The sequence below is a fragment of the Desulfatibacillum alkenivorans DSM 16219 genome (genome assembly GCF_900142135.1).
Lineage (GTDB): Bacteria > Desulfobacterota > Desulfobacteria > Desulfobacterales > Desulfatibacillaceae > Desulfatibacillum > Desulfatibacillum alkenivorans.
This window is the reverse complement of the sequence record NZ_FQZU01000025.1, coordinates 45,614-63,483: the sequence shown is the minus strand read 5'-3', so window position 1 is coordinate 63,483 and position 17,870 is coordinate 45,614. Positions and strand designations below refer to the sequence as shown.

Here is a 17,870-nt window from a genome sequence, read left to right as displayed (position 1 = left end):
CCCGGCTCCTATTTGATTTGCAAATAACAGGAGCCCTGTGGTATATTAGCATCCACCTTTCGTAACAGCGGTGTTTTTTCGGTCTCATAGGCGGCGCTCCCGCCGCAAGCGTATCCAAACCTTAACAAGTTGAGGCGCACATGCCCCCGAATACCGATCCGCACCACTATTCCATGGCTCCCAAACACAAAGATCCGGCTTTAATAGCCCAGGACATGGAAGAACTGTTGAAGCTGGCCCTGGACCGCGGCGCCCGGGAGGCGCGCCTGACCTCCGGCGGGGCCGTGGTTTTTGACGAAAGCCTGGCGCGGGTCGACAAGGCCTTGGAAGATCCCGACAACCTGACGGAACACTGGCCTGTGAGAATGCCTCTGGACTCCCTGTGGGACTCGTTGCGCTCTTTCAGATACGGCGTGTTTTTTTGCTGCCTGGCCCCCTTGGGGATGCCGGACCAGGGGCAGGGGTGGATCGAAGACGTTTATTACAGGCAGGCGTGCCTGCAGGCGGCGTCCATCATTACGGCCCTGGAGTCGGACGCCTTCAACAGGGGATACCACATGGCCTCGGGTTTTGGAGCGGGAAACTGCCGGTCCGTGTTGTGCCACAAGGAAAGCCGCTGCCAGGCCCTTGTGCGGGCCAAAGGGTGCATCCACCCTTATAAGGCCAGGCCCACTCTGGCCGCCGTGGGCATCGACGCCAAGGCCATGGCCCGCAATCTGGACGTCCCCCTGGTCCCCGACCGGGTCAACCTCTACGGCCTGGTGATGGTTGGGTGATCAAAAAAAATCTCCATCCCTTTGATCCAAACCGTTCATCCATTCGTTGATCACATTGAACACCAAAGGAATGTTTCCGCACTGGCAATGGTTTTCCGCCTGCTCGGCCTCGGTGAAAATTCTGCCCGTGAAAGAACGCACGTTGGTCAACTCCCGGGCCTGCCGGTGGTAATGGTCGAGAGGAATGAAATGATCCCTGGTTCCGGCCAAAAGCAGGAAATCCTGTTTAACCTTGCCGGAAACGCCTTTCATGGAGAAATTCCTGGCGTATTGCAGAAAATCATAAGGCGTGGGCTTGCCCATGACGAACATGCCGTGATTAATGCCCCATTTGGCGAAGGGATCCCGCTCCATGCGCAGGGCCGCCATGCGGTTCAAAGCCTTTTTCGCCCGCAAGGCAATGAGGCTTTTCATCCCGATTTCCATGGCCTTGCCGCGCACCGAGGTCAGCACCTCGAAAAAATCGTACATCACGCCCCAGGCGACGACCCGTTTGATGCGCGGCTCAAACGCAGCCGCACGGGGCGCCAGGCATCCCCCCAAGGACGCACCCACCAGGGCGACGCCTTCCAGGCCGTAATGATCCAAAACGGCGCCCACCGGCTTTTCCCATTCATGAGTCATATTCAGCCCGTTTTTCACCAAAGCCTCTCCCTGGCCCGGACCCTCGAACAAGTAAACGTCATACCCCTGCTTGCGGACGAAGTCCGCGCTGGGATACAGCTCCTCCTTGCTGGAATCGTATCCCCCATGAAGCAAGATCGTCCCTTTGGACTGCATCCTTTCCGGCGCCGGAAGCCTGAAAACAGGCAGCCGGCTTTTTTCATATGGCGCCGCTTCCACAACCAAGGCTCCTGAGTCCAAATCAGCCCCCACGATTTTTTCAAACAGCGCTGCGGCCTGGTCGTAAGCCCATTCCTTGTCGGGATCGCCCGGCGTCATGAAAAACTCCGCCCCCCGATAATAGGAGGCGGCATGTTTCCAACGCTCCTCCTGCTCCGCCAGACGGGCCAGGGCCAAAAACTCCCGCTTCCAGTCGTCCAGGTTTTTTATTTTGGGAGAGACCGCCCGAATATCCTCCATGCGGCCGCCGCCCAGGGAAATCTGCCGGTTAAGCTGGAAGTTGATGTTGGATTCGGGATGAAAATCATAGGTTCCCACGTGAAAAGAATGCTCCATGCGATCCTCCTTAAATTGCTTCGCGCCATTCATCTTGACAACCCGCACGAATAATATAAGTAATTGCTCATATTCTCAACTCGCATTGAATGAGGGGAGGCTCGGCATGTTTGAAAATGCCTCAAAGGTACGCAAAAAGCCCATGCAGGCCCGATCCAGGGAAACGGTGAGCGCCATCCTGGAGGCGGCGGCTCAGGTTTTGGAGGCCAGGGGATACGCCGGAACGACGACCAATCACATTGCTGACCGGGCCGGAGTTTCCATCGGCTCCCTGTATCAATATTTTCCCAACAAAGAGAGCATCGTGTTGAGCCTCATGGAGGCCCACATGGCGGAAGCCGCCTCCGGGACGGACGCGCTCATGTCCCTGGTGGAGGCGAGGGGATGCATCACTCCGGACGATGTGAGGGAATTCGTCCACCTGGCCATGGAGCTTCATAAGCGGGAGCCGGGGGTGCACCGGGCCATTGTGCAGGACATCCCCATCACCGGAAAAATATGGTGGGAGGCGTTCATGAACATGGAAAGAATCATGGTGGACCGCCTCCGGATTCTTTTGGACAAGACGCCGCACGCCAGAAAAACAAAGGGCGGGGCGGCCGCCAGGATGATCATTCGGGTGCTGGAATCCCTGACTCACCGCCAGGTTATGGATTCGGCGGACCGGCTGGACCAAGAGGAGTTTTTGGAGGAGACATCGGACATGCTGTGCCGGTATATTTTTGACGCCGGTATGGATAAAAGCTGAAACGCGCTTTTATACTATGATTTCAGAACCTGGCGAATGGTCACGGCCATGATGTGACGGTCCACGGGCTTGCTTAAAAAGGCTTTGGCGCCCATTTCCCTGGCTTTGAGCGCGTCGATTTTTTCATTAAAGCCCGTGCAGATGATGGTCTTGACGTCCGGGTTTACGTTCATCAGGCGGTTGATCAGAACGTCGCCGGTCATGTCCGGCATGGTCAGGTCCGTGATGATCAGGTCAAAGCCTGCGGGATTTTGCGTGTACATTTCCAGGGCTTCCAAGGGGGATTCCACGGCTGTCACCTTGTAGCCCAGTCTTTTCAGCCGTCCTTTGATCATGTCCACGATGGGGGGTTCATCATCCACGAACAGGATTTTTTCCGTACCTGTAGGGGTTTCCTGTTGCTTTTGCGGCTCGGCGGGAGCGCCTTTTCCCGCGGACGGAAAATAGCACTCCACCAGGGCGCCTTTTCCGGGAGCGCTGGAAATGCGAATGCCGCCCCCATGGGCTTTCATAATTCCCTGCACCACGGACAACCCCATGCCCGACCCTTTGCCCACGTCCTTGGTGGTGTAAAAGGGATCGAAAATCCGGCCCAGATCCTCTTTGGCGATTCCGTGCCCGCTGTCTTTAACCTCCAAAGACACGTAGTCGCCCGGCAGCAAAACCTGGTCGAAAAAAATCTCCTCGGTGCGGGAGAAAACATTTCTGGCCCGGATGGCCAGTCCGCCGGAAGCGCCTTCCATGGCGTGGGCCGCGTTATTGACCAGATTGATGATCACCTGGCGGATTTGAGTGGGATCGCCCAAGACCTTGTGGCATTCGGGCGAAATGTCCACGTGAAAGGCGATGTACGAAGGGATGGACGCCCGCAAAAGCGCCATGGTTTCCCGGATGGAAGAAGGTACGTCCACCAGTTTTCTTTCCGGCGCAGCCGGCCTGCTGAAGCTAAGCAGCTGCCTGACGATTTCCTCCCCCCGTTTGGAGGCGATCTTGATTTCCTCCAAGAACTCCATGGCTTCGTCCTCCGCCGGAACGTCGTCCATGGCCATTTCCACATTGCCCAGAATAATGGAAAGCAGATTATTGAACTCATGGGCCACGCCGCCGGATAGGGTGCCTATGGCCTCCAGCTTGTGGGCCTGCTGAACCTGTTGTTCCAGTTCCTTCTGATGGGTGATGTCCCGGAGGAAGTTCAAGGTGGCGTTTCGGCCTTCCCATTCCACGCGTACGCTGGACAACTGTCCCCACTTGACCTGACCGTCCTTGGTAATGAACCTGTGTGAATAGGTGCTGGGAAGGCTTTCCCCGCGGGATCTGCGAATATGCCTGTCTATGACCATGTCTTTTTCGTCGGCGTGTAAAAGATCCACAATGGGGACGGCGCAAATTTCATCCATGGAATATCCCGTCACCTGCTCAATGGCCGAATTGCTGAACTTGATATATTCGTCCTGAGCAATGAAGATGACGTCCATGGCGTTTTCCACCAAAGCCCGATACTGCTCCTCGCGTTTTTTAAGCTCCTCTTCGGCCTTTTTTTGCGGGGTGATGTCAATCAGGGTTAGAAAGTCCGCGGACTTCCCCTTCCAGATTACGGATTTGGAATATTGCTCGACCCAGCGCTCCTCTCCCTGTTTGGTCAGCAATTTGTACATGTAATGATGGACGACGCCGTTTTTTTCCCCGGCCATTTTTTTCAGGCCCTGTTCTATCACGAACTCTCGAAAATCCGGATGAATCAGCATGGCCATGTCCTGGTAGTTCATCCGCAGGAATTCCTCCCGTTCGTACCCGGACAGCCTGATAGCCGCATCGTTTACATATTTGTATGCGCCGTCCTGCAAAACAATGATGCTCATGATGGCCTGCTCGGAAAGCAGTCTGAATTCCTCTTCGCTTTCCTTGGTGAGCTTCTGGATTTCCACCAGATCGTTTTCCAGTTTTGTGGAATTCAGTTGGATCAGGGCGAAAATGAAAAAGATGCTGAATCCAATGAGGGAGAACATCACCAATGCATTGATCTGATCCTCAAAAACAATGGGTTCGGTTGCGTTGAGATGGGTTATGAACACCAGTCCTCGGATCATAAGCAGGATTACGGCCGTCACCTCCAAGCCTATTAAAAGCGCGTAAGTCTTTTCCGGCCGGCTTTTGTAAGCCTGCACCGTCTTAAACAGGCTCATGAGAAAATAAGCTGCGCAAATAAGGGATATAATCACGACCCGGACGTGCCTGTTGGGGTATATGGCGGAAAAGACAAATTCGTTGATTCCCACCAGGGCGAAGACAACGGCGGCATGGACATAAGTGTGGGAGGATTCCCCCATGTATTTTTTTTGGCCTTCGTAAAAAAGGGCCATTGCGGAGCATATTAATCCATTGGCTATGACCATGGAACTGTATATGACCGCTTCAGCCCTTAAACCCTCCATAAAGACTCCCAAGCCCATAAAAAGGGTCGTCAGGGTCCATTCCCTGAAACCGGGATATGTGCGCCGCATGGCATTATAGGCCAACATGCACAAGCCCAGGGTCAGGATAACCGTTCCCAAAACAATGAATATAGTCCTAAGGTCCAGAACTAATGGCTGCATTATGTTTTAACTTTTCTGCTGAAGGAGCGTTTGACGTTAATCAAGGCTAAATACACAACATGTGAGACGAACTTTATACTTGGCAGGTTGTGTACGTAATCGGGGCTTCAGGTCTGTTGATTTAATATTTTACCACCAGCGCAGGCGCCAGGACCAGGAAAAAAGGGCGAATCCTTATAAAATGCACGAAATTGCTGCATGATAGGCCGGCAACCGGACAAAAATGCATTTCTCCTTGACATGGATGGGAATTATTATAATAACTCCTCATAAATACAGGTGTCCGGAAGCCCAATAGGGCGCCGGGGAAGACGGTGAAAAACCGTCGTGGTCCCGCCGCTGTAAGTGGGGACGAAAGCCGCAAAAAGCCACTGCCGAACTCAAGTCCGGCGGGAAGGCGCGGCCGGTAGATTGATCCATAAGCCAGAAGACCCGACCGGACATATATTTCTGAGGTTTGCGAGGCAACGGACCTGAGAAGGACGCTTTTTTTCCGCGTCGCATTTTAAGGATGAAGAAGCTGGGTGCAATCCTTAAGCCTTATTGTTTTAGGCTTAAGGATTTTTTTATTGGAGCGTTTGCGTGATTTTTTCTAAAAAACGGCTTATTCCGGCATGCCTGTTCTTTCTGCTCCCCCTGTTTTTCTCCGCCCATGCAGAGCAGTCCGGCGCGGGCGGGTATTCCCGCATCATATCCTTGGGCCCAAGCGTTACCGAAAGCCTATACGCCCTTGATTGCGGAGACCTTATTGTTGGGGTGTCCGACTATTGCATTTACCCCCCGGAAGCCGTGGAAAAGCCCAGGGTGGGAGGAATACTGAACCCCAATTTGGAGCGTTACGCCGCCCTGCGGCCGGACTTGGTCATCTTTCGCGGCAAGTTGGACAAGGTAAAGGATTACTGCCTTTCCCGGAATATCGACGTCATGGAAACGGAAATGGACTCCATTGCAGGCATTTCCGACACCATAAACATTTTGGGTGAGAAGTTAGGTAAGGAGGAAAAGGCCGGGGAAGTCATCGCGAACATCCACAAGGAACTGGATGAAGTCAAGCGGGAGGTCGAAGGATTGTCCAAACCCAAGGTTTTTTTGTGCGTGGGAAGAACGCCGGGTGGCCTGTCCAGCATTTACACCTGCTCCAAAACCAGTTTTGTCAGCCAGGTGCTGAAGATCGCCGGAGGCGAAAATGTTTTTTCCGACATTCCAACAGCCTACCCGGAAGTCTCCAAGGAAAGCCTGATTCGACAGGCGCCGGACATTATCCTGGAAATGCGCCCCTCCGAGACCTTCACGAAAGAGCAAATGGATCGCATGAAAGAAGAATGGGCTGTTTTAAGAACCCTGCCCGCCGTCAGGAACGGACGCATTCATATCATGACCCAGGATTATCTTTTGGTTCCCGGACCCAGGGTGGGGCGGGCGGCCCGCGCCATTGCAGACGTCATTCATTCCAATCCGGCGGGCGGAGAAAAATAACGGCCATGACCCAGGAACTTCTGACCTTGGATAACGCAACTTACCAGTATCCGGACAACCCGTGGCGTCTGGAACCCTGCTCCCTTGCGTTTAAATCCGGGGAAGTCAAAGCCGTGATAGGCCCTAATGGATCGGGAAAAAGCACGCTCTTGAAGCTGGCCGCCCATGTCATCAAGCCGGGCTCCGGCAAGGTCGTCCTGGACGGCCGGGAGATGAAAAGCATATCCAACCGGGAGCGCGCCAAGGTGCTTGGCTACTTGCCTCAGCACGTCCAGACCCATCTGGATTACACGGTGGGCGAAGTGGTTTCCATGGGACGATTCGCCAGGCTTCGCGGCGCCGGTTTTCTGGATTCCAACGACCTGGCTATTGTGGAAAATTGCCTGGAGCAAACCCGCACCACCCACCTGAAGGATCGTTCCTTCACCAACCTTTCCGGCGGAGAGCGCCAAAGGGTCGTCCTTGCCTCCGTGTTGGCCCAGGAGCCCCGGGTGCTTCTTTTGGACGAGCCCACCAGCGCCATGGACATGCACCACGAAGTCAGTTTTTTTCAACTTTTGGATCAACTGGTCAAAGGCGGCATGGCCGTGGGCGTCGTCACCCATGACCTGAATATCGCCTCGGTCTTCGCCCATACTCTCACGCTCATGCGCGACGGGGCGATTGTGCAGGAGGGAAGCCCCCGGCAAATCATCACCCCCGAGGTTCTGGGCGAGGCCTACGGCCCGGGCATTGAAGTCATGCAGCATCCGACGCTGGACGTCCCGGTGGTTTTTCCCGCGCCCGGACTTGCCGGCGGGAAAGGGGAGGGCGCATGACCAGGATTCTTACCTCCCGGCAGTTTTACGGCATTATCGCAATCTACGCCATTGGGGCGGGAGCCGTCTTTTTTGTCTCGCCCTTTTTGGGCGGCGAAACCCTGAACATGACCCAGGTCATGAACGGCCTTTTTCACAACTCCCCCAATGTGGACGCAGACATTTTTCTCTATCATCGCCTGCCCAGGGTGCTCTTGGCCTTTATCGTGGGAGGAGCTCTGGGCGTTGTGGGCGCCGCACTCCAGGTGGTGCTGAAAAACGTGCTGGCCGAGCCGTACATCCTGGGAATCGCGGGAGGAGGCGCCGTGGGCGCCGTGGCCGCCATATCCATCCCGGGCATGTTTTTTCAATTCGGGCCGTTCACATCCACCCAGTTTTTAAGCCTGGCGGGATGCATGTTCTGCATCGCCGGGTTGTACTGGCTGGCCCAAAGGCCCACGGGAATTTCCATGAACACCATCCTGTTAGCGGGAGTAACCTTTAATATTCTTTGCGGTGCAGCCATTTTGTTGATACGCTACCTGGTGAATCCTCACCAATTGGTGGCTATGGACCGGTGGATGATGGGAGGATTGGACGTGGTGGGCTACCAGGATCTGGTTTCTCTCACGCCTTTTCTCATTCCCGGCCTGCTCATGGTTTTTATGCAGGCCAATGCGTTAAATCAGCTTGCTTTTGGCGAGGATATGGCCCATGGAAGAGGCGTTGATGTACAACGCGTCCAAAGAATGGTTTTCCTGGGCGCAGGCCTGGCGACGGCCGCAGCCGTGTCCCTGGCCGGCCCCATTGGATTTGTGGGCCTGGTGATCCCCCATGCTGTCCGCCGCCTTTCCGGCTATGATCACAGGGTGGTGCTGCCCGCGTCGTTTTTATTGGGAGGCGGCGTGTTGACCTTGTGCGATCTGGTGGCCAGGACTGCGGTGCATCCCACGGAAATGCCCGTGGGGATTATAACCGCCATTATCGGCGGACCGGTTTTTTTGAGAATATTATTGGTGAAAAAATAAAAACGTACTGGAGCGGCATTTTTAACCAAGCAGCGGGAGGAATATTGCTGCGCTTTACTTTTCGAGTGTTTGTGCACACTGAGGAGGAGATGAAAACATGAAGAGGCTCTTGATTGTAACTGTACTGCTTGCCTTCGTCGGGGCGGGGAACGCCCTGGCCGCCTGGAATTACGAAGATCTTCCGGCGTTCGACCCGGCGCCGGACGCCTGGAACCCGTCCATGGTTTTTGTGCAGAACGACGTGCTCACAAACACCCTGCTGCTGTACTCCTCAGGCGGCGACGTGTATGGCTGGGACCCGGAAACCGGGGAGACTCAAGTGGTCGTGGAACCTGTTCTATTGTCAACCTACGCCTCAGGCCCGGCGGGAATGGTTCTTACTTACGACGGCGCCACCTTGTATTTTCACGACAACGGCGCCCCCTCAAGGTATATATATCAGTATAGTTTTGGCGCCTCCAGCAACACTGGCTCCCGATTCAACACGGGCTGCGAAGGCTCCATCTACGAATTAGCCATCAATCCCTGGACCGACAGGCTGTGGTTCGTCACCGGGGATTACGACACCCAGAAAATGTACCTGTACGAATATACCGGTACAGGCTCCAAAAGGGCGGTCGAGCTTAAAATGGAACTGGACAACGTCCAGGACTACGGCGGGGTCGGCCCCATCGTCTTTAAAGGCCCGAACACAGTCCTGGTGGGCGAGTCCGCCTATGCGACCGAGGGCTCCTTTCAGTGGGTGTACCCTGAAGGCGATCTGGTTATTGACGATCAATACGCAACCTTTCCCGGAGGCCTTTCCGACGCCGTCCTGGGATACAGCAACAGACCCTTCGTGGCTACGAGCACCGGCCAAACCGTCAGCTATTTGGACAACGGCATGGTTGAGCAGGTCTTGACCCATACCGAAACCGTCGGCGGCCTGGCCTTTGACGGCAGCCAGTTCTATATTGGAACCACTCACGTGACTTCCGGTACAGTTAGCATTGGCGTCCTGAGCGACACGGAAAACGTGAACCTGGTCTCCCCCGCCGAAGGTTACCGCTACGCCCCCATGGATCTTCCAGCCGTAGGACTCCAGGCATGGAATAATACCCTGGCCTATTACGGCGATACGATTCTGTACGCCGGCGACAACGGCGGGAATGTCGATATTTACGCGTATGACCCCATCTCCGGAACCAGTGCAATGTGGGCCGATGTGGATTTTTCCGAAGGCAGCGATTGGGCTTACGGCCCGGCCGGCCTGACCTCTGGCGGCGACGGATACCTTTATTATCATGACAACGGCAATCCCACCCAGTTCCTGTATCGGAACAAACTTTCCGATCCCTCCATCAGCGAGACCTTATCCCTGTCCGGAACCATTGAAGGCTCCATTTGGGATATGACCTGGAACCCCTGGAGCGAGTCCCTGTGGATCTCCACCGCCGACCTGGATGCTGATGTCTTCTATCTGTATGAAATAAGCCAGGATTTCTCCGGCATTGAAGGAAACGGCATCTCCTTCGCCATTCCTCACGCAGCGGACGGCGGCGCCAGCGGCCCCATTATTTTCGGCAGTGAAAGATACTGCTATTACGGCGAGTCCGTTTGGGGCGTGAATGGATATATCCATAAAATCAACGTGGACACCGGAAGGGTGTACAAAGACATCTTCACCCTGGCCGGAGGATTGAACTCCGCCATATACGGGCCTGGCCAGGGCGTTTACGTCAGCACCAGCGAAGGTAAATCCATCTACAAAATCAACACGTTGGACGACTCCAGCGAGTTAATTGCCGAAACCGCCGGCTCCATAGGCGATCTGGCCAATGACGGAACGTCCCTCATTGTCGCTGCAACCGATCCTGCCACCTATGCAACCGGCCTGCAAACAATCTGGAAACCCTGGACCACCGGCATCCCGGACGACCAGGCGCCTACCAACGACCTGGATCAAACCGATTTCACCGTACAGACCGGCACTGACTCGACAGACAGAGTGGGCATCCAGGGCGGAACCGGAACCACCATCGAATATTTTAAGTTCCTGGATCCCACGGACATGGATCTCCCCGCCGGCGGCCCTTATAACCTGCGGTACGGCCTCTTGGATTTCCGCGCCAAGGTGGATGAAGTGGGCGGAACCGCAATCATCTGGATTCGTTTCGGCGAAAACTTGGAGGCGAATCGTCAATGGTGGAAGCTGGACGCGTTGAGAGGATGGTATCAGCCTGAAAACGCCGAATTTATGCAAGCCGGCGATGCCGTCAAGCTCACCATTGTGGACGGAGGCGAAGGCGACGCCGACGGCGTGGCCAACGGCTACGTGGTCGATCCCGCAGGACCCGGCTACCCCAGCCCGGACACGGACAACGATACTGTCATTGACGATACCAGCGACTGCTTTGTGCAAACCGCATCCCAGGCCCATACCGGCGCCATGGGGCTGGTTCTCCTGCTGGGCGCAGGCATGGCGGCTTTGCTGAAGAAACGCTTTGCAGCCCGTTCCTAAACTAAACACGCTCCGGCCAGGCCCTTAACCCGGCCTGGCCGGCCGCTTAAAAGCAAGCCAAACTCCGGGGGAGGAATATAAAGAGATTCCTCCCCCGGCTGCTTTTCCGCCCTTGAAAAATCAACCAACAGCCTTGACGCTTTTTTGTAAAATCGTTAACTATACAACCAGTAATGGTTAACGTTAGCCCCGAGGCGGTGTTATACAACTACATTAAAGCCCCCCTTGGTTTGAAAGAAAGACCGTCTATATGGATTTAAAAAAGCGCCTTGAAATGGCCGAAGCGGCGAAAGCCGGCCAGTTGCCCGAAATATCCGACCTGGAGGAGTTGGCCTGTCTGTCCGAGCAGCAGGTTTTGGACTTGCTGCCCGCGGCAAATGCGGTCAGGAGGCGTTTTTTCGGGGATCAGGTTCATTTATGCTGCATCGTGAACGGCAAATCCGGCAAGTGCAGCGAAGACTGCGCTTTTTGCGCCCAGTCCGCCCATGCCAAAACCAGCGCGCCTGTTTATCCGCTTATTGATTCCGGCAAAATTTTTCAGGGCGCCTCTTACGCCCGGGAGAACGGCGTGCACAGATACTCCGTGGCGGCCAGCGGAGGGCGGCTTCCCAAAGCCGAAGTGCGGATGGTCGCCGAGGCTTTTTCGCGCATGGGCGGCGAAGGGGTGCATTATTGCGCTTCCCTGGGAATCCTGGACGCCGAGGATTTCGCGTTGTTAAGGGACGCGGGCGTGGACCGGTATCATCACAACCTGGAAACGGCGGAAAGCCATTTTAAGGAAATATGCACGACCCATTCTTATGGAGACAGAGTTCAAACCATCCGGGAAGCCAAAAAGGCGGGCATGAGCGTTTGCGCCGGCGGCTTGTTTGGAATAGGGGAGACCGACTTGCAGGTCCTGGAGCTTGGGCTGGCCCTCAGGGACTTGGATGTGGACTCCGTCCCTGTTAACTTCCTCCTCCCTATTAAAGGAACCCGGTTGGAAAAAAGCTCTGCTTTGTCGCCTTTGCGCTGCCTTAAGATTATTTCCCTGCTGCGTTTCGCTTTGGGAGGCAAGGAAATAGTCATTTGCGGAGGCAGGGAAACCAACCTGGAGGAGCTGCATCCGCTGGTCTTTTACGCCGGGGCGTCCGGAATTATGACGGGAGACTATCTCACGGCGCCGGGACGCAATCCGCAAAAGGACCATGCCATGATCCGCCGCCTGGGCCTTACCGCTTTATGGGAAGGCAAAGCCGAATAGAAGGCTGTTATTCTCACTAAAATGCACCGTGTTTTTTTCCGGTCTAAATTCTATCATTTGCCCCTGAAAAGATTGTGTGTTAAGGAATTATTTCCAGAGGGCGGGGCGCCGCAATCCAATGCGGCGCAAAAACATTCAATCGCAATTCAAAATAAAATCGACAATCCTAAGACAAGCTCCAACAAGCATAAAAGGAGGGGGAATGGGTATGCGCAAGAGGAATATTCGCATGATGGGGATCGGCCTTGCTTTGGTCTTGCTCCTGTTCGGCGCCACGCCGGCGTTTTCGGCCCTCACGCCCGCTTATGACCAGTATACCGCCTACAACGGCATTCCGTCGCTTGATCCGGCGCCCAAACAAGACGAGGGCTCTTTCGCCGTTTATCAGGATTATTTGATTTATCTGGCCTATGACAACGACATCTATGGATACAACCTGGAAAACGGCAACGTTCTCAAGGTCTGCAGTTCCGCCATCGTGGCGGACGAAACCCATGCCGTAGGCGGGCTGTTTGTCTCCAAGGAAGGCTTCTTGTTCTTCCATGACAGCCAAAAGACCATTTACTACGCCAACCTGGCCGGTGAGTGGCCTGCCATAAAAAGGCAATATGGCACGAGCAGCACCGGCCAGCTATATGGCTTCGCTCAAAATCCCTGGACGGGTGCGGTATGGTACATTTCCACCACTATAGTTCACACGTATTTTTACGAGCTGTATTCGGATAAGTCTTCCGCTAAAAAGCATATGGTTTATGATTTGCCTAATGACGGTGACCAGGGGCCTATAGCCTGGCAGGGTCCGCGTTCTTTGCTTTCCGGCGAGCAGGTTGGCGATACGGGGTATTTTCATTTATTGGACCCGGCCTATCCCGGAACCAAGGAAAACGAAAGAGAGATTGAAGCGAATTTTCTGGAATTTCCCGGAGGCCTCTCCGGGGCGGCCCGGGCTTGGTACAATTTTGTATACGCCGCATCAGGCGACGGCCAAACCGTGTATTTAATCAAAATGCCATTCAATGGAGACGACCAATCTAACTATGACGAGATTGCAAGCTCCGACCGCCCGTTGGGCGGGCTGTTTTTTTACGGCGACGAACTTTTTGCAAGCCAGTTTGAGGCGGAATCCAGCAGAAAAGTCGCCGGAGACCTCTGCTACAGTTCTCTGGTGGACGATTACGTTTCCGAAGGGCTGGAATTGCAGGGATATTACGAAACATACTACATGGGCTGCCCGAAAAACAATCCCAGTTTTAATCAATTCACGGTGCTGGGCCGAAAGATGTATTATCCCAGTTCCCATAAAGTCTATGAATTTGATCTGGATAACTCCGACGAGACGGCGCTGACCATAAAGGACTCGGAAAAGCAGGATCTGGACGGCGTGTTCCCTTACCAACTGCTGGCTACTCAAAATGACAAGCTATACTTTCTGGATTATAACGAAGCTCCCAGGTCTTCCATTTATGAGTACGCGTTTGAGGACAACGAAGACAACATTTCTACCGTGATTACCGGCTGCACCGGCATTCCCGCCGTATTGGTCGAACATCCGGAAACCGGAGACCTGTACGTCGCTTCTTATGAGGACGGCGGTGACGGCATGTACTTAAACCATATCGAACTCGACGGCAGCGTCATAACAAGAACCGTCGTTGCTGATTTTGACAGGTTCCACGGCGGAAATAACGGCCCTGCGATTTTTTCCGGAAGCCAGACCGTTCTTTATGTTGAGAACACGGGAGAAAAAGCCTATTTCCATGAAATCGATACGGAAAAGGGAACCGTGGACCAGGACGTCATGGTTTGGGATTATCCGGTCCGTTCCATGTCTTACGGTCCCTATAATTCCATCTTCATGACAGATGGAGACAACGGCGGGCTTTATGAAATCAAGGCCAGCCAGGCGATTTCCGTGGCGACGGCATTGAACGGCTCGGCTTCAGGTCTCTGTTATGACGGCTATTCTTTGATCATGATGAAAGGCGGCTTTGGCAAGGATTACGATGGGCTCGGCTTGTATAGGGTTTGGGAGCAGCCCCAATTCGGCGTCCTGGCTGATGAGGAATGCCTGAATGAAACCACTTCCTCCAAGGCCGATTTTACCGTGCTGACTGATGACGGCGAAGCCAGTATAGGCATAAGAGGCGGCACCGACGTTACTGTGCAGTATTTAAAGGCCCTGGATGACGATTATCTGGACAGCCTGCCGTCCAGGCCCAACCTGCCTCTGGGCGCCGTGGATTTCCGTCTGGCCTATGACGACGACATCATCACCGGAACGGTGACCGTCTATTTTTCCAAGGAAATGCCGGGGAGCACGTTCTGGTGGAAGTACGACGAGGCCAAAGGGTGGTATAAATACGATAATTGCACCATGGCCGACGACGGCATGAGCATGGAAATTGTGCTTATCGACGGAGGGGAAGGGGACGCCGACGGAATCCGAAATGGATACGTTGTGGACCCGGGAGGCCCGGGCATCCCGGCTAGTGACAGCGCTAATAAGACCTGGGGCGACTTCACCGACGATTGCTTTATTAAAGGCGCCCATTCCCGGATAAACCCCGCACCCCTCGCCGTTTTGGCCTTTTGGGCGGCGGCGTTTTTGGGCGCCCGCGCCATCCGCAGAAAAATTTCCGCATAAAAGTCAGGCAGCCCCCTTTGCAGGAGCTTTATGCGTCCGGCAAAGGGGGCTTTTTCCGCTATTATCCCCATAAAGAAGCAATTAGGACCAGCCCTGCTATTGACACCCTGCCTTGTTGGATTTACATATATCCTTTTGCCACAAGGGCTCTGTGCAAAGCCCTGAACTAACGGTTATAATCAAGGAGTCAGAAAAAATGGATTGGATAAAGCGGTTTTCTCGCCGTTCCTTTTTGTGGATCTTGTTTTGGAACACCCTCTTGTGCGCCGCCGTGGCCGTCCCCGCATGGTTCGGCCTGGATGTGCTTTTGAGCTTGGGCAAAGAGGCCGCAGCCCTGCAGCCCGAAGCCAACGTCTCCGTCCGAATCACTGAACTCATGGGGTTTCTGGGAGGCTTCCGGCTTTACGCCGTGGGCGTTATCTACGCTGTTTTCTTTCTTTTTTCCCTGATTCTGTGGCTTTGCGTCAGGGGCAGCGCCAAAAAAGCCGCCGCTCTCGCCGCTCCTCCCGAAAAAGAAGAAAAACCCAAACCCCAAGTGGACGAAAAAAGCGCCCGCCAAAAGCAAATGGACGATCAGCGCAGGGCCTTACTTCTTTTTTCCATGCTGCAGCGAGAAGGCCGGCTTATGGACTTTTTTGCGGAAGATCTTAGCTTGTACGAAGACGATCAGATCGGCGCCGCAGCCAGGGGCGTGCAGGAAAGCTGCAAAAAGCTCATTGAAAAGCATTTCAACCCCCAGCCGGTTCTGGATCACGAAGAGGGCGAAGCCATCACCATTGAGGAGGACTTCGACCCGGCGGCTATCAAGCTCATCGGCGCAGTCTCCGGCAAACCGCCTTTTAGGGGGGTTTTAAGGCACCGGGGATGGCGGGCGGGCCGCTTTGAAATGCCCACGCTTATCGCCCAGGGCGACCCCCGTTTGATCGCCCCGGCCGAAGTGGAACTGGAGTAGGGCCGCCGCTTGCCGCGCCCGGTTTCATTGTATGGGCGGGGTCTCCTTGCCCAAATGAGCACAATAACCGGCTCAACGCTAAACAATTTGAATTGATGAATTAAACAGAGGGGAAAAAGCCGAAAGTGCCAGACCCGACATATATTATCGGAATCGACCTGGGAACCACCAACAGCGTGGTATCCTACGTCCCTGTCAATACGGAAGAGGGAAAGCATCCGGACATCCGCTTGTTCAAGGTTCCCCAATTGACGGCGCCAGGCGCCATGGAGGAGAGGGAAACCCTGCCGTCATTCGTTCTTTTACCGGGAGCCCATGACGTGCCAGCGGACGGCCTCAAACTGCCGTGGAACGAAAACTCCAATCGCGCTGTGGGCGCCTTCGCCCGGGATAGGGGCGCTGAAATTCCCCATCGTCTCATATCCTCGTCCAAAAGCTGGTTGTGTCAGACCGGGGTGGGGCGGAACAATCCCATCCTGCCCTGGGGATCCAAGGATCAGGACTTGGAAAAGATGTCTCCGGTGCAGGCCAGCGCGGCCATCCTATCTCATATTCGGGACGCCTGGAACCATGTGATGGCCAAGGACGATTATTCCCTGAAGCTGGAGAATCAGGAGATATTCCTTACCGTGCCTGCGTCCTTTGACGCCGTGGCTCGGGAGTTGACGGTCCAGGCTGCCAAAATCGCCGGCCTGGAAGCCACCTTGCTGGAAGAGCCCCAGGCCGCGTTTTATTCCTGGATTTGGGCGAGCTCCGGCAAATGGCGCGATCAGGTGAACGTGGGCGACTTGGTGCTGGTTTGCGACCTTGGCGGCGGCACCACGGACTTCAGCCTTATTCATGTCAAAGAGGAAGAGGGCGATCTCGTCCTGGAGCGGGTTGCCGTGGGGGACCATCTTCTGGTGGGCGGCGATAACATGGACCTCACCCTGGCCCACGTGGTGGCCGGCAAAGTCGGCAAGTCCGGTAAAAAGCTGGACGCCTGGCAAATGCGCGGTTTGTGGCAGACCTGCCGCAGCGCCAAGGAAGGCCTGCTTTCCGGCCAGGGGCCGGAATCCGTTCCCATCAGCATCCTAGGGCGGGGCAGCGGCCTCATCGCCGGGACCATCCGGTCCGAGTTGATCAACCAGGAAGTCCGGGAAATTTTGACCAACGGCTTTTTTCCCGTGGTTCCCAAGGACGCCGTGCCTGCAACCCAGGGCAGGGCGGGCATGCGGGAAGGCGGCTTGGTTTACGCTTCAGACCCGGCTATCAGCAAGCATCTGGCCGGCTTTCTTTCCCGCTCCGGCGAAAAAATGCCCACCGCCGTGTTGTTCAACGGCGGGGTCATGAAATCCACCCATTTCCGCTCCCGCGTTCTGGATCTGTTGAACTCCTGGTCCGGCGGCGAGGGAAGCGGCGTGCGCGAGTTGGCAGGCGCCAACTTCGACCTGGCCGTGGCCAGAGGCGCCGCTTATTACGGCTTGGCGCGCAAAGGCGGCGCCGTACGCATCCGGGGCGGCTTGGGAAAATCCTATTACATCGGCGTAGAAGCGGCCATGCCCGCCGTGCCCGGTATGCCCATCCCCATGAAAGCCCTGTGCGTGGCGCCTTTCGGCATGGAAGAAGGAACCGAGGCCGATTTAACCGAAGAGGAATTCGGTTTGATCGTGGGCGAATCCGTCCGGTTTGAGTTCCTGGGCTCCTCCGTGCGCCATAACGACAATGTGGGGACCGTAGTGGACGACTGGGAGCAGGATATCGAGCCCATCACCCTGGTGGAAACCGTCCTGGAAGACGACGACAAAGGCGCGGTCCTGCCCGTTCGCATTCATGTGAACGTCACGGAAGTCGGGACCCTCGAACTTTGGTGCGTTTCCACATTGGACGACCGCCGGTGGAAGCTGGAATTCGACGTACGCGAAAAGGAAGACTTTGAGGCTTAAAGCCTGTA

12 protein-coding genes and 1 riboswitch are annotated in these 17,870 nt (G+C 55.1%); of the genes, 10 read left to right on the top strand and 2 right to left on the bottom strand.

All coding sequences use genetic code 11. From position 1 onward, the window contains the following. The first annotated feature begins 140 nt into the window (after positions 1 to 140). Positions 141 to 776, top strand: coding sequence for a DUF2284 domain-containing protein (locus tag BUE18_RS18010; protein WP_073477578.1), 636 nt, complete (start codon positions 141 to 143; stop codon positions 774 to 776). On the opposite strand, the gene BUE18_RS18005 is transcribed toward BUE18_RS18010, so the two are convergent. After that, positions 777 to 1,955, bottom strand: a complete 1,179-nt coding sequence (locus tag BUE18_RS18005; RefSeq protein ID WP_083611124.1) for an alpha/beta hydrolase — start codon at positions 1,953 to 1,955, stop codon at positions 777 to 779. Positions 1,956 to 2,061: 106 nt separating this feature from the next. On the opposite strand from BUE18_RS18005, the gene BUE18_RS18000 reads away from it, so the two are divergent. Beyond that, complete coding sequence (locus BUE18_RS18000; RefSeq protein ID WP_073477576.1) at positions 2,062 to 2,703, top strand: TetR/AcrR family transcriptional regulator; 642 nt, start codon at positions 2,062 to 2,064, stop codon at positions 2,701 to 2,703. Between the two features lie 14 nt (positions 2,704 to 2,717). Here the strand turns inward: BUE18_RS18000 and BUE18_RS17995 are convergent, their stop codons facing one another. Beyond that, positions 2,718 to 5,297 (bottom strand): PAS domain-containing hybrid sensor histidine kinase/response regulator, encoded by a 2,580-nt coding sequence (locus BUE18_RS17995; RefSeq protein ID WP_073477575.1) that lies wholly within the window; start codon positions 5,295 to 5,297, stop codon positions 2,718 to 2,720. Between the two features lie 267 nt (positions 5,298 to 5,564). Further along, a riboswitch (cobalamin riboswitch) is annotated at positions 5,565 to 5,752 on the top strand. A gap of 127 nt (positions 5,753 to 5,879) precedes the next feature. Between BUE18_RS17995 and BUE18_RS17990 the strand changes: the two genes are divergently transcribed. The 8 genes from BUE18_RS17990 (at position 5,880) to BUE18_RS17955 (ending at position 17,862) form a co-directional block, all read left to right on the top strand. Further along, on the top strand, positions 5,880 to 6,773 hold the full coding sequence (locus BUE18_RS17990; RefSeq protein ID WP_073477574.1) for an ABC transporter substrate-binding protein: 894 nt from the start codon (positions 5,880 to 5,882) through the stop codon (positions 6,771 to 6,773). Between the two features lie 5 nt (positions 6,774 to 6,778). Then, positions 6,779 to 7,591: an ABC transporter ATP-binding protein gene (locus BUE18_RS17985; protein WP_073477573.1), complete on the top strand. Its 813-nt coding sequence runs from the start codon at positions 6,779 to 6,781 to the stop codon at positions 7,589 to 7,591. After that, positions 7,588 to 8,598 (top strand): FecCD family ABC transporter permease, encoded by a 1,011-nt coding sequence (locus BUE18_RS17980; protein WP_073477572.1) that lies wholly within the window; start codon positions 7,588 to 7,590, stop codon positions 8,596 to 8,598. The genes BUE18_RS17985 and BUE18_RS17980 overlap by 4 nt, the downstream gene beginning before the upstream one ends. 97 nt (positions 8,599 to 8,695) lie before the next feature. Next, positions 8,696 to 11,098 (top strand): choice-of-anchor U domain-containing protein, encoded by a 2,403-nt coding sequence (locus tag BUE18_RS17975; RefSeq protein WP_073477571.1) that lies wholly within the window; start codon positions 8,696 to 8,698, stop codon positions 11,096 to 11,098. A 250-nt stretch (positions 11,099 to 11,348) separates the two neighbouring features. Continuing rightward, positions 11,349 to 12,341: a biotin synthase BioB gene (gene bioB, locus BUE18_RS17970; protein ID WP_073477570.1), complete on the top strand. Its 993-nt coding sequence runs from the start codon at positions 11,349 to 11,351 to the stop codon at positions 12,339 to 12,341. A gap of 202 nt (positions 12,342 to 12,543) precedes the next feature. After that, a complete protein-coding gene (locus BUE18_RS17965; protein ID WP_139264792.1) occupies positions 12,544 to 14,985 on the top strand; it encodes a choice-of-anchor U domain-containing protein in 2,442 nt (813 codons plus the stop codon). A gap of 196 nt (positions 14,986 to 15,181) precedes the next feature. After that, positions 15,182 to 15,937: a DUF2760 domain-containing protein gene (locus tag BUE18_RS17960; RefSeq protein WP_073477568.1), complete on the top strand. Its 756-nt coding sequence runs from the start codon at positions 15,182 to 15,184 to the stop codon at positions 15,935 to 15,937. A 125-nt stretch (positions 15,938 to 16,062) separates the two neighbouring features. Continuing rightward, entirely contained in the window at positions 16,063 to 17,862 is a 1,800-nt protein-coding gene (locus BUE18_RS17955) for an Hsp70 family protein (protein ID WP_073477567.1), read from the top strand. Positions 17,863 to 17,870 lie beyond the last annotated feature (8 nt).

Coding starts and splice junctions, on each gene's coding strand:
- BUE18_RS18005 (WP_083611124.1), bottom strand. CDS start 1,955: ATGGAGCATTCTTTTCACGTGGGAACCTATGATTTTCATCCCGAATCC.
- bioB (WP_073477570.1), top strand. CDS start 11,349: ATGGATTTAAAAAAGCGCCTTGAAATGGCCGAAGCGGCGAAAGCCGGC.
- BUE18_RS18000 (WP_073477576.1), top strand. CDS start 2,062: ATGTTTGAAAATGCCTCAAAGGTACGCAAAAAGCCCATGCAGGCCCGA.
- BUE18_RS17995 (WP_073477575.1), bottom strand. CDS start 5,297: ATGCAGCCATTAGTTCTGGACCTTAGGACTATATTCATTGTTTTGGGA.
- BUE18_RS17985 (WP_073477573.1), top strand. CDS start 6,779: ATGACCCAGGAACTTCTGACCTTGGATAACGCAACTTACCAGTATCCG.
- BUE18_RS17975 (WP_073477571.1), top strand. CDS start 8,696: ATGAAGAGGCTCTTGATTGTAACTGTACTGCTTGCCTTCGTCGGGGCG.
- BUE18_RS17980 (WP_073477572.1), top strand. CDS start 7,588: ATGACCAGGATTCTTACCTCCCGGCAGTTTTACGGCATTATCGCAATC.
- BUE18_RS17965 (WP_139264792.1), top strand. CDS start 12,544: ATGGGTATGCGCAAGAGGAATATTCGCATGATGGGGATCGGCCTTGCT.
- BUE18_RS18010 (WP_073477578.1), top strand. CDS start 141: ATGCCCCCGAATACCGATCCGCACCACTATTCCATGGCTCCCAAACAC.
- BUE18_RS17960 (WP_073477568.1), top strand. CDS start 15,182: ATGGATTGGATAAAGCGGTTTTCTCGCCGTTCCTTTTTGTGGATCTTG.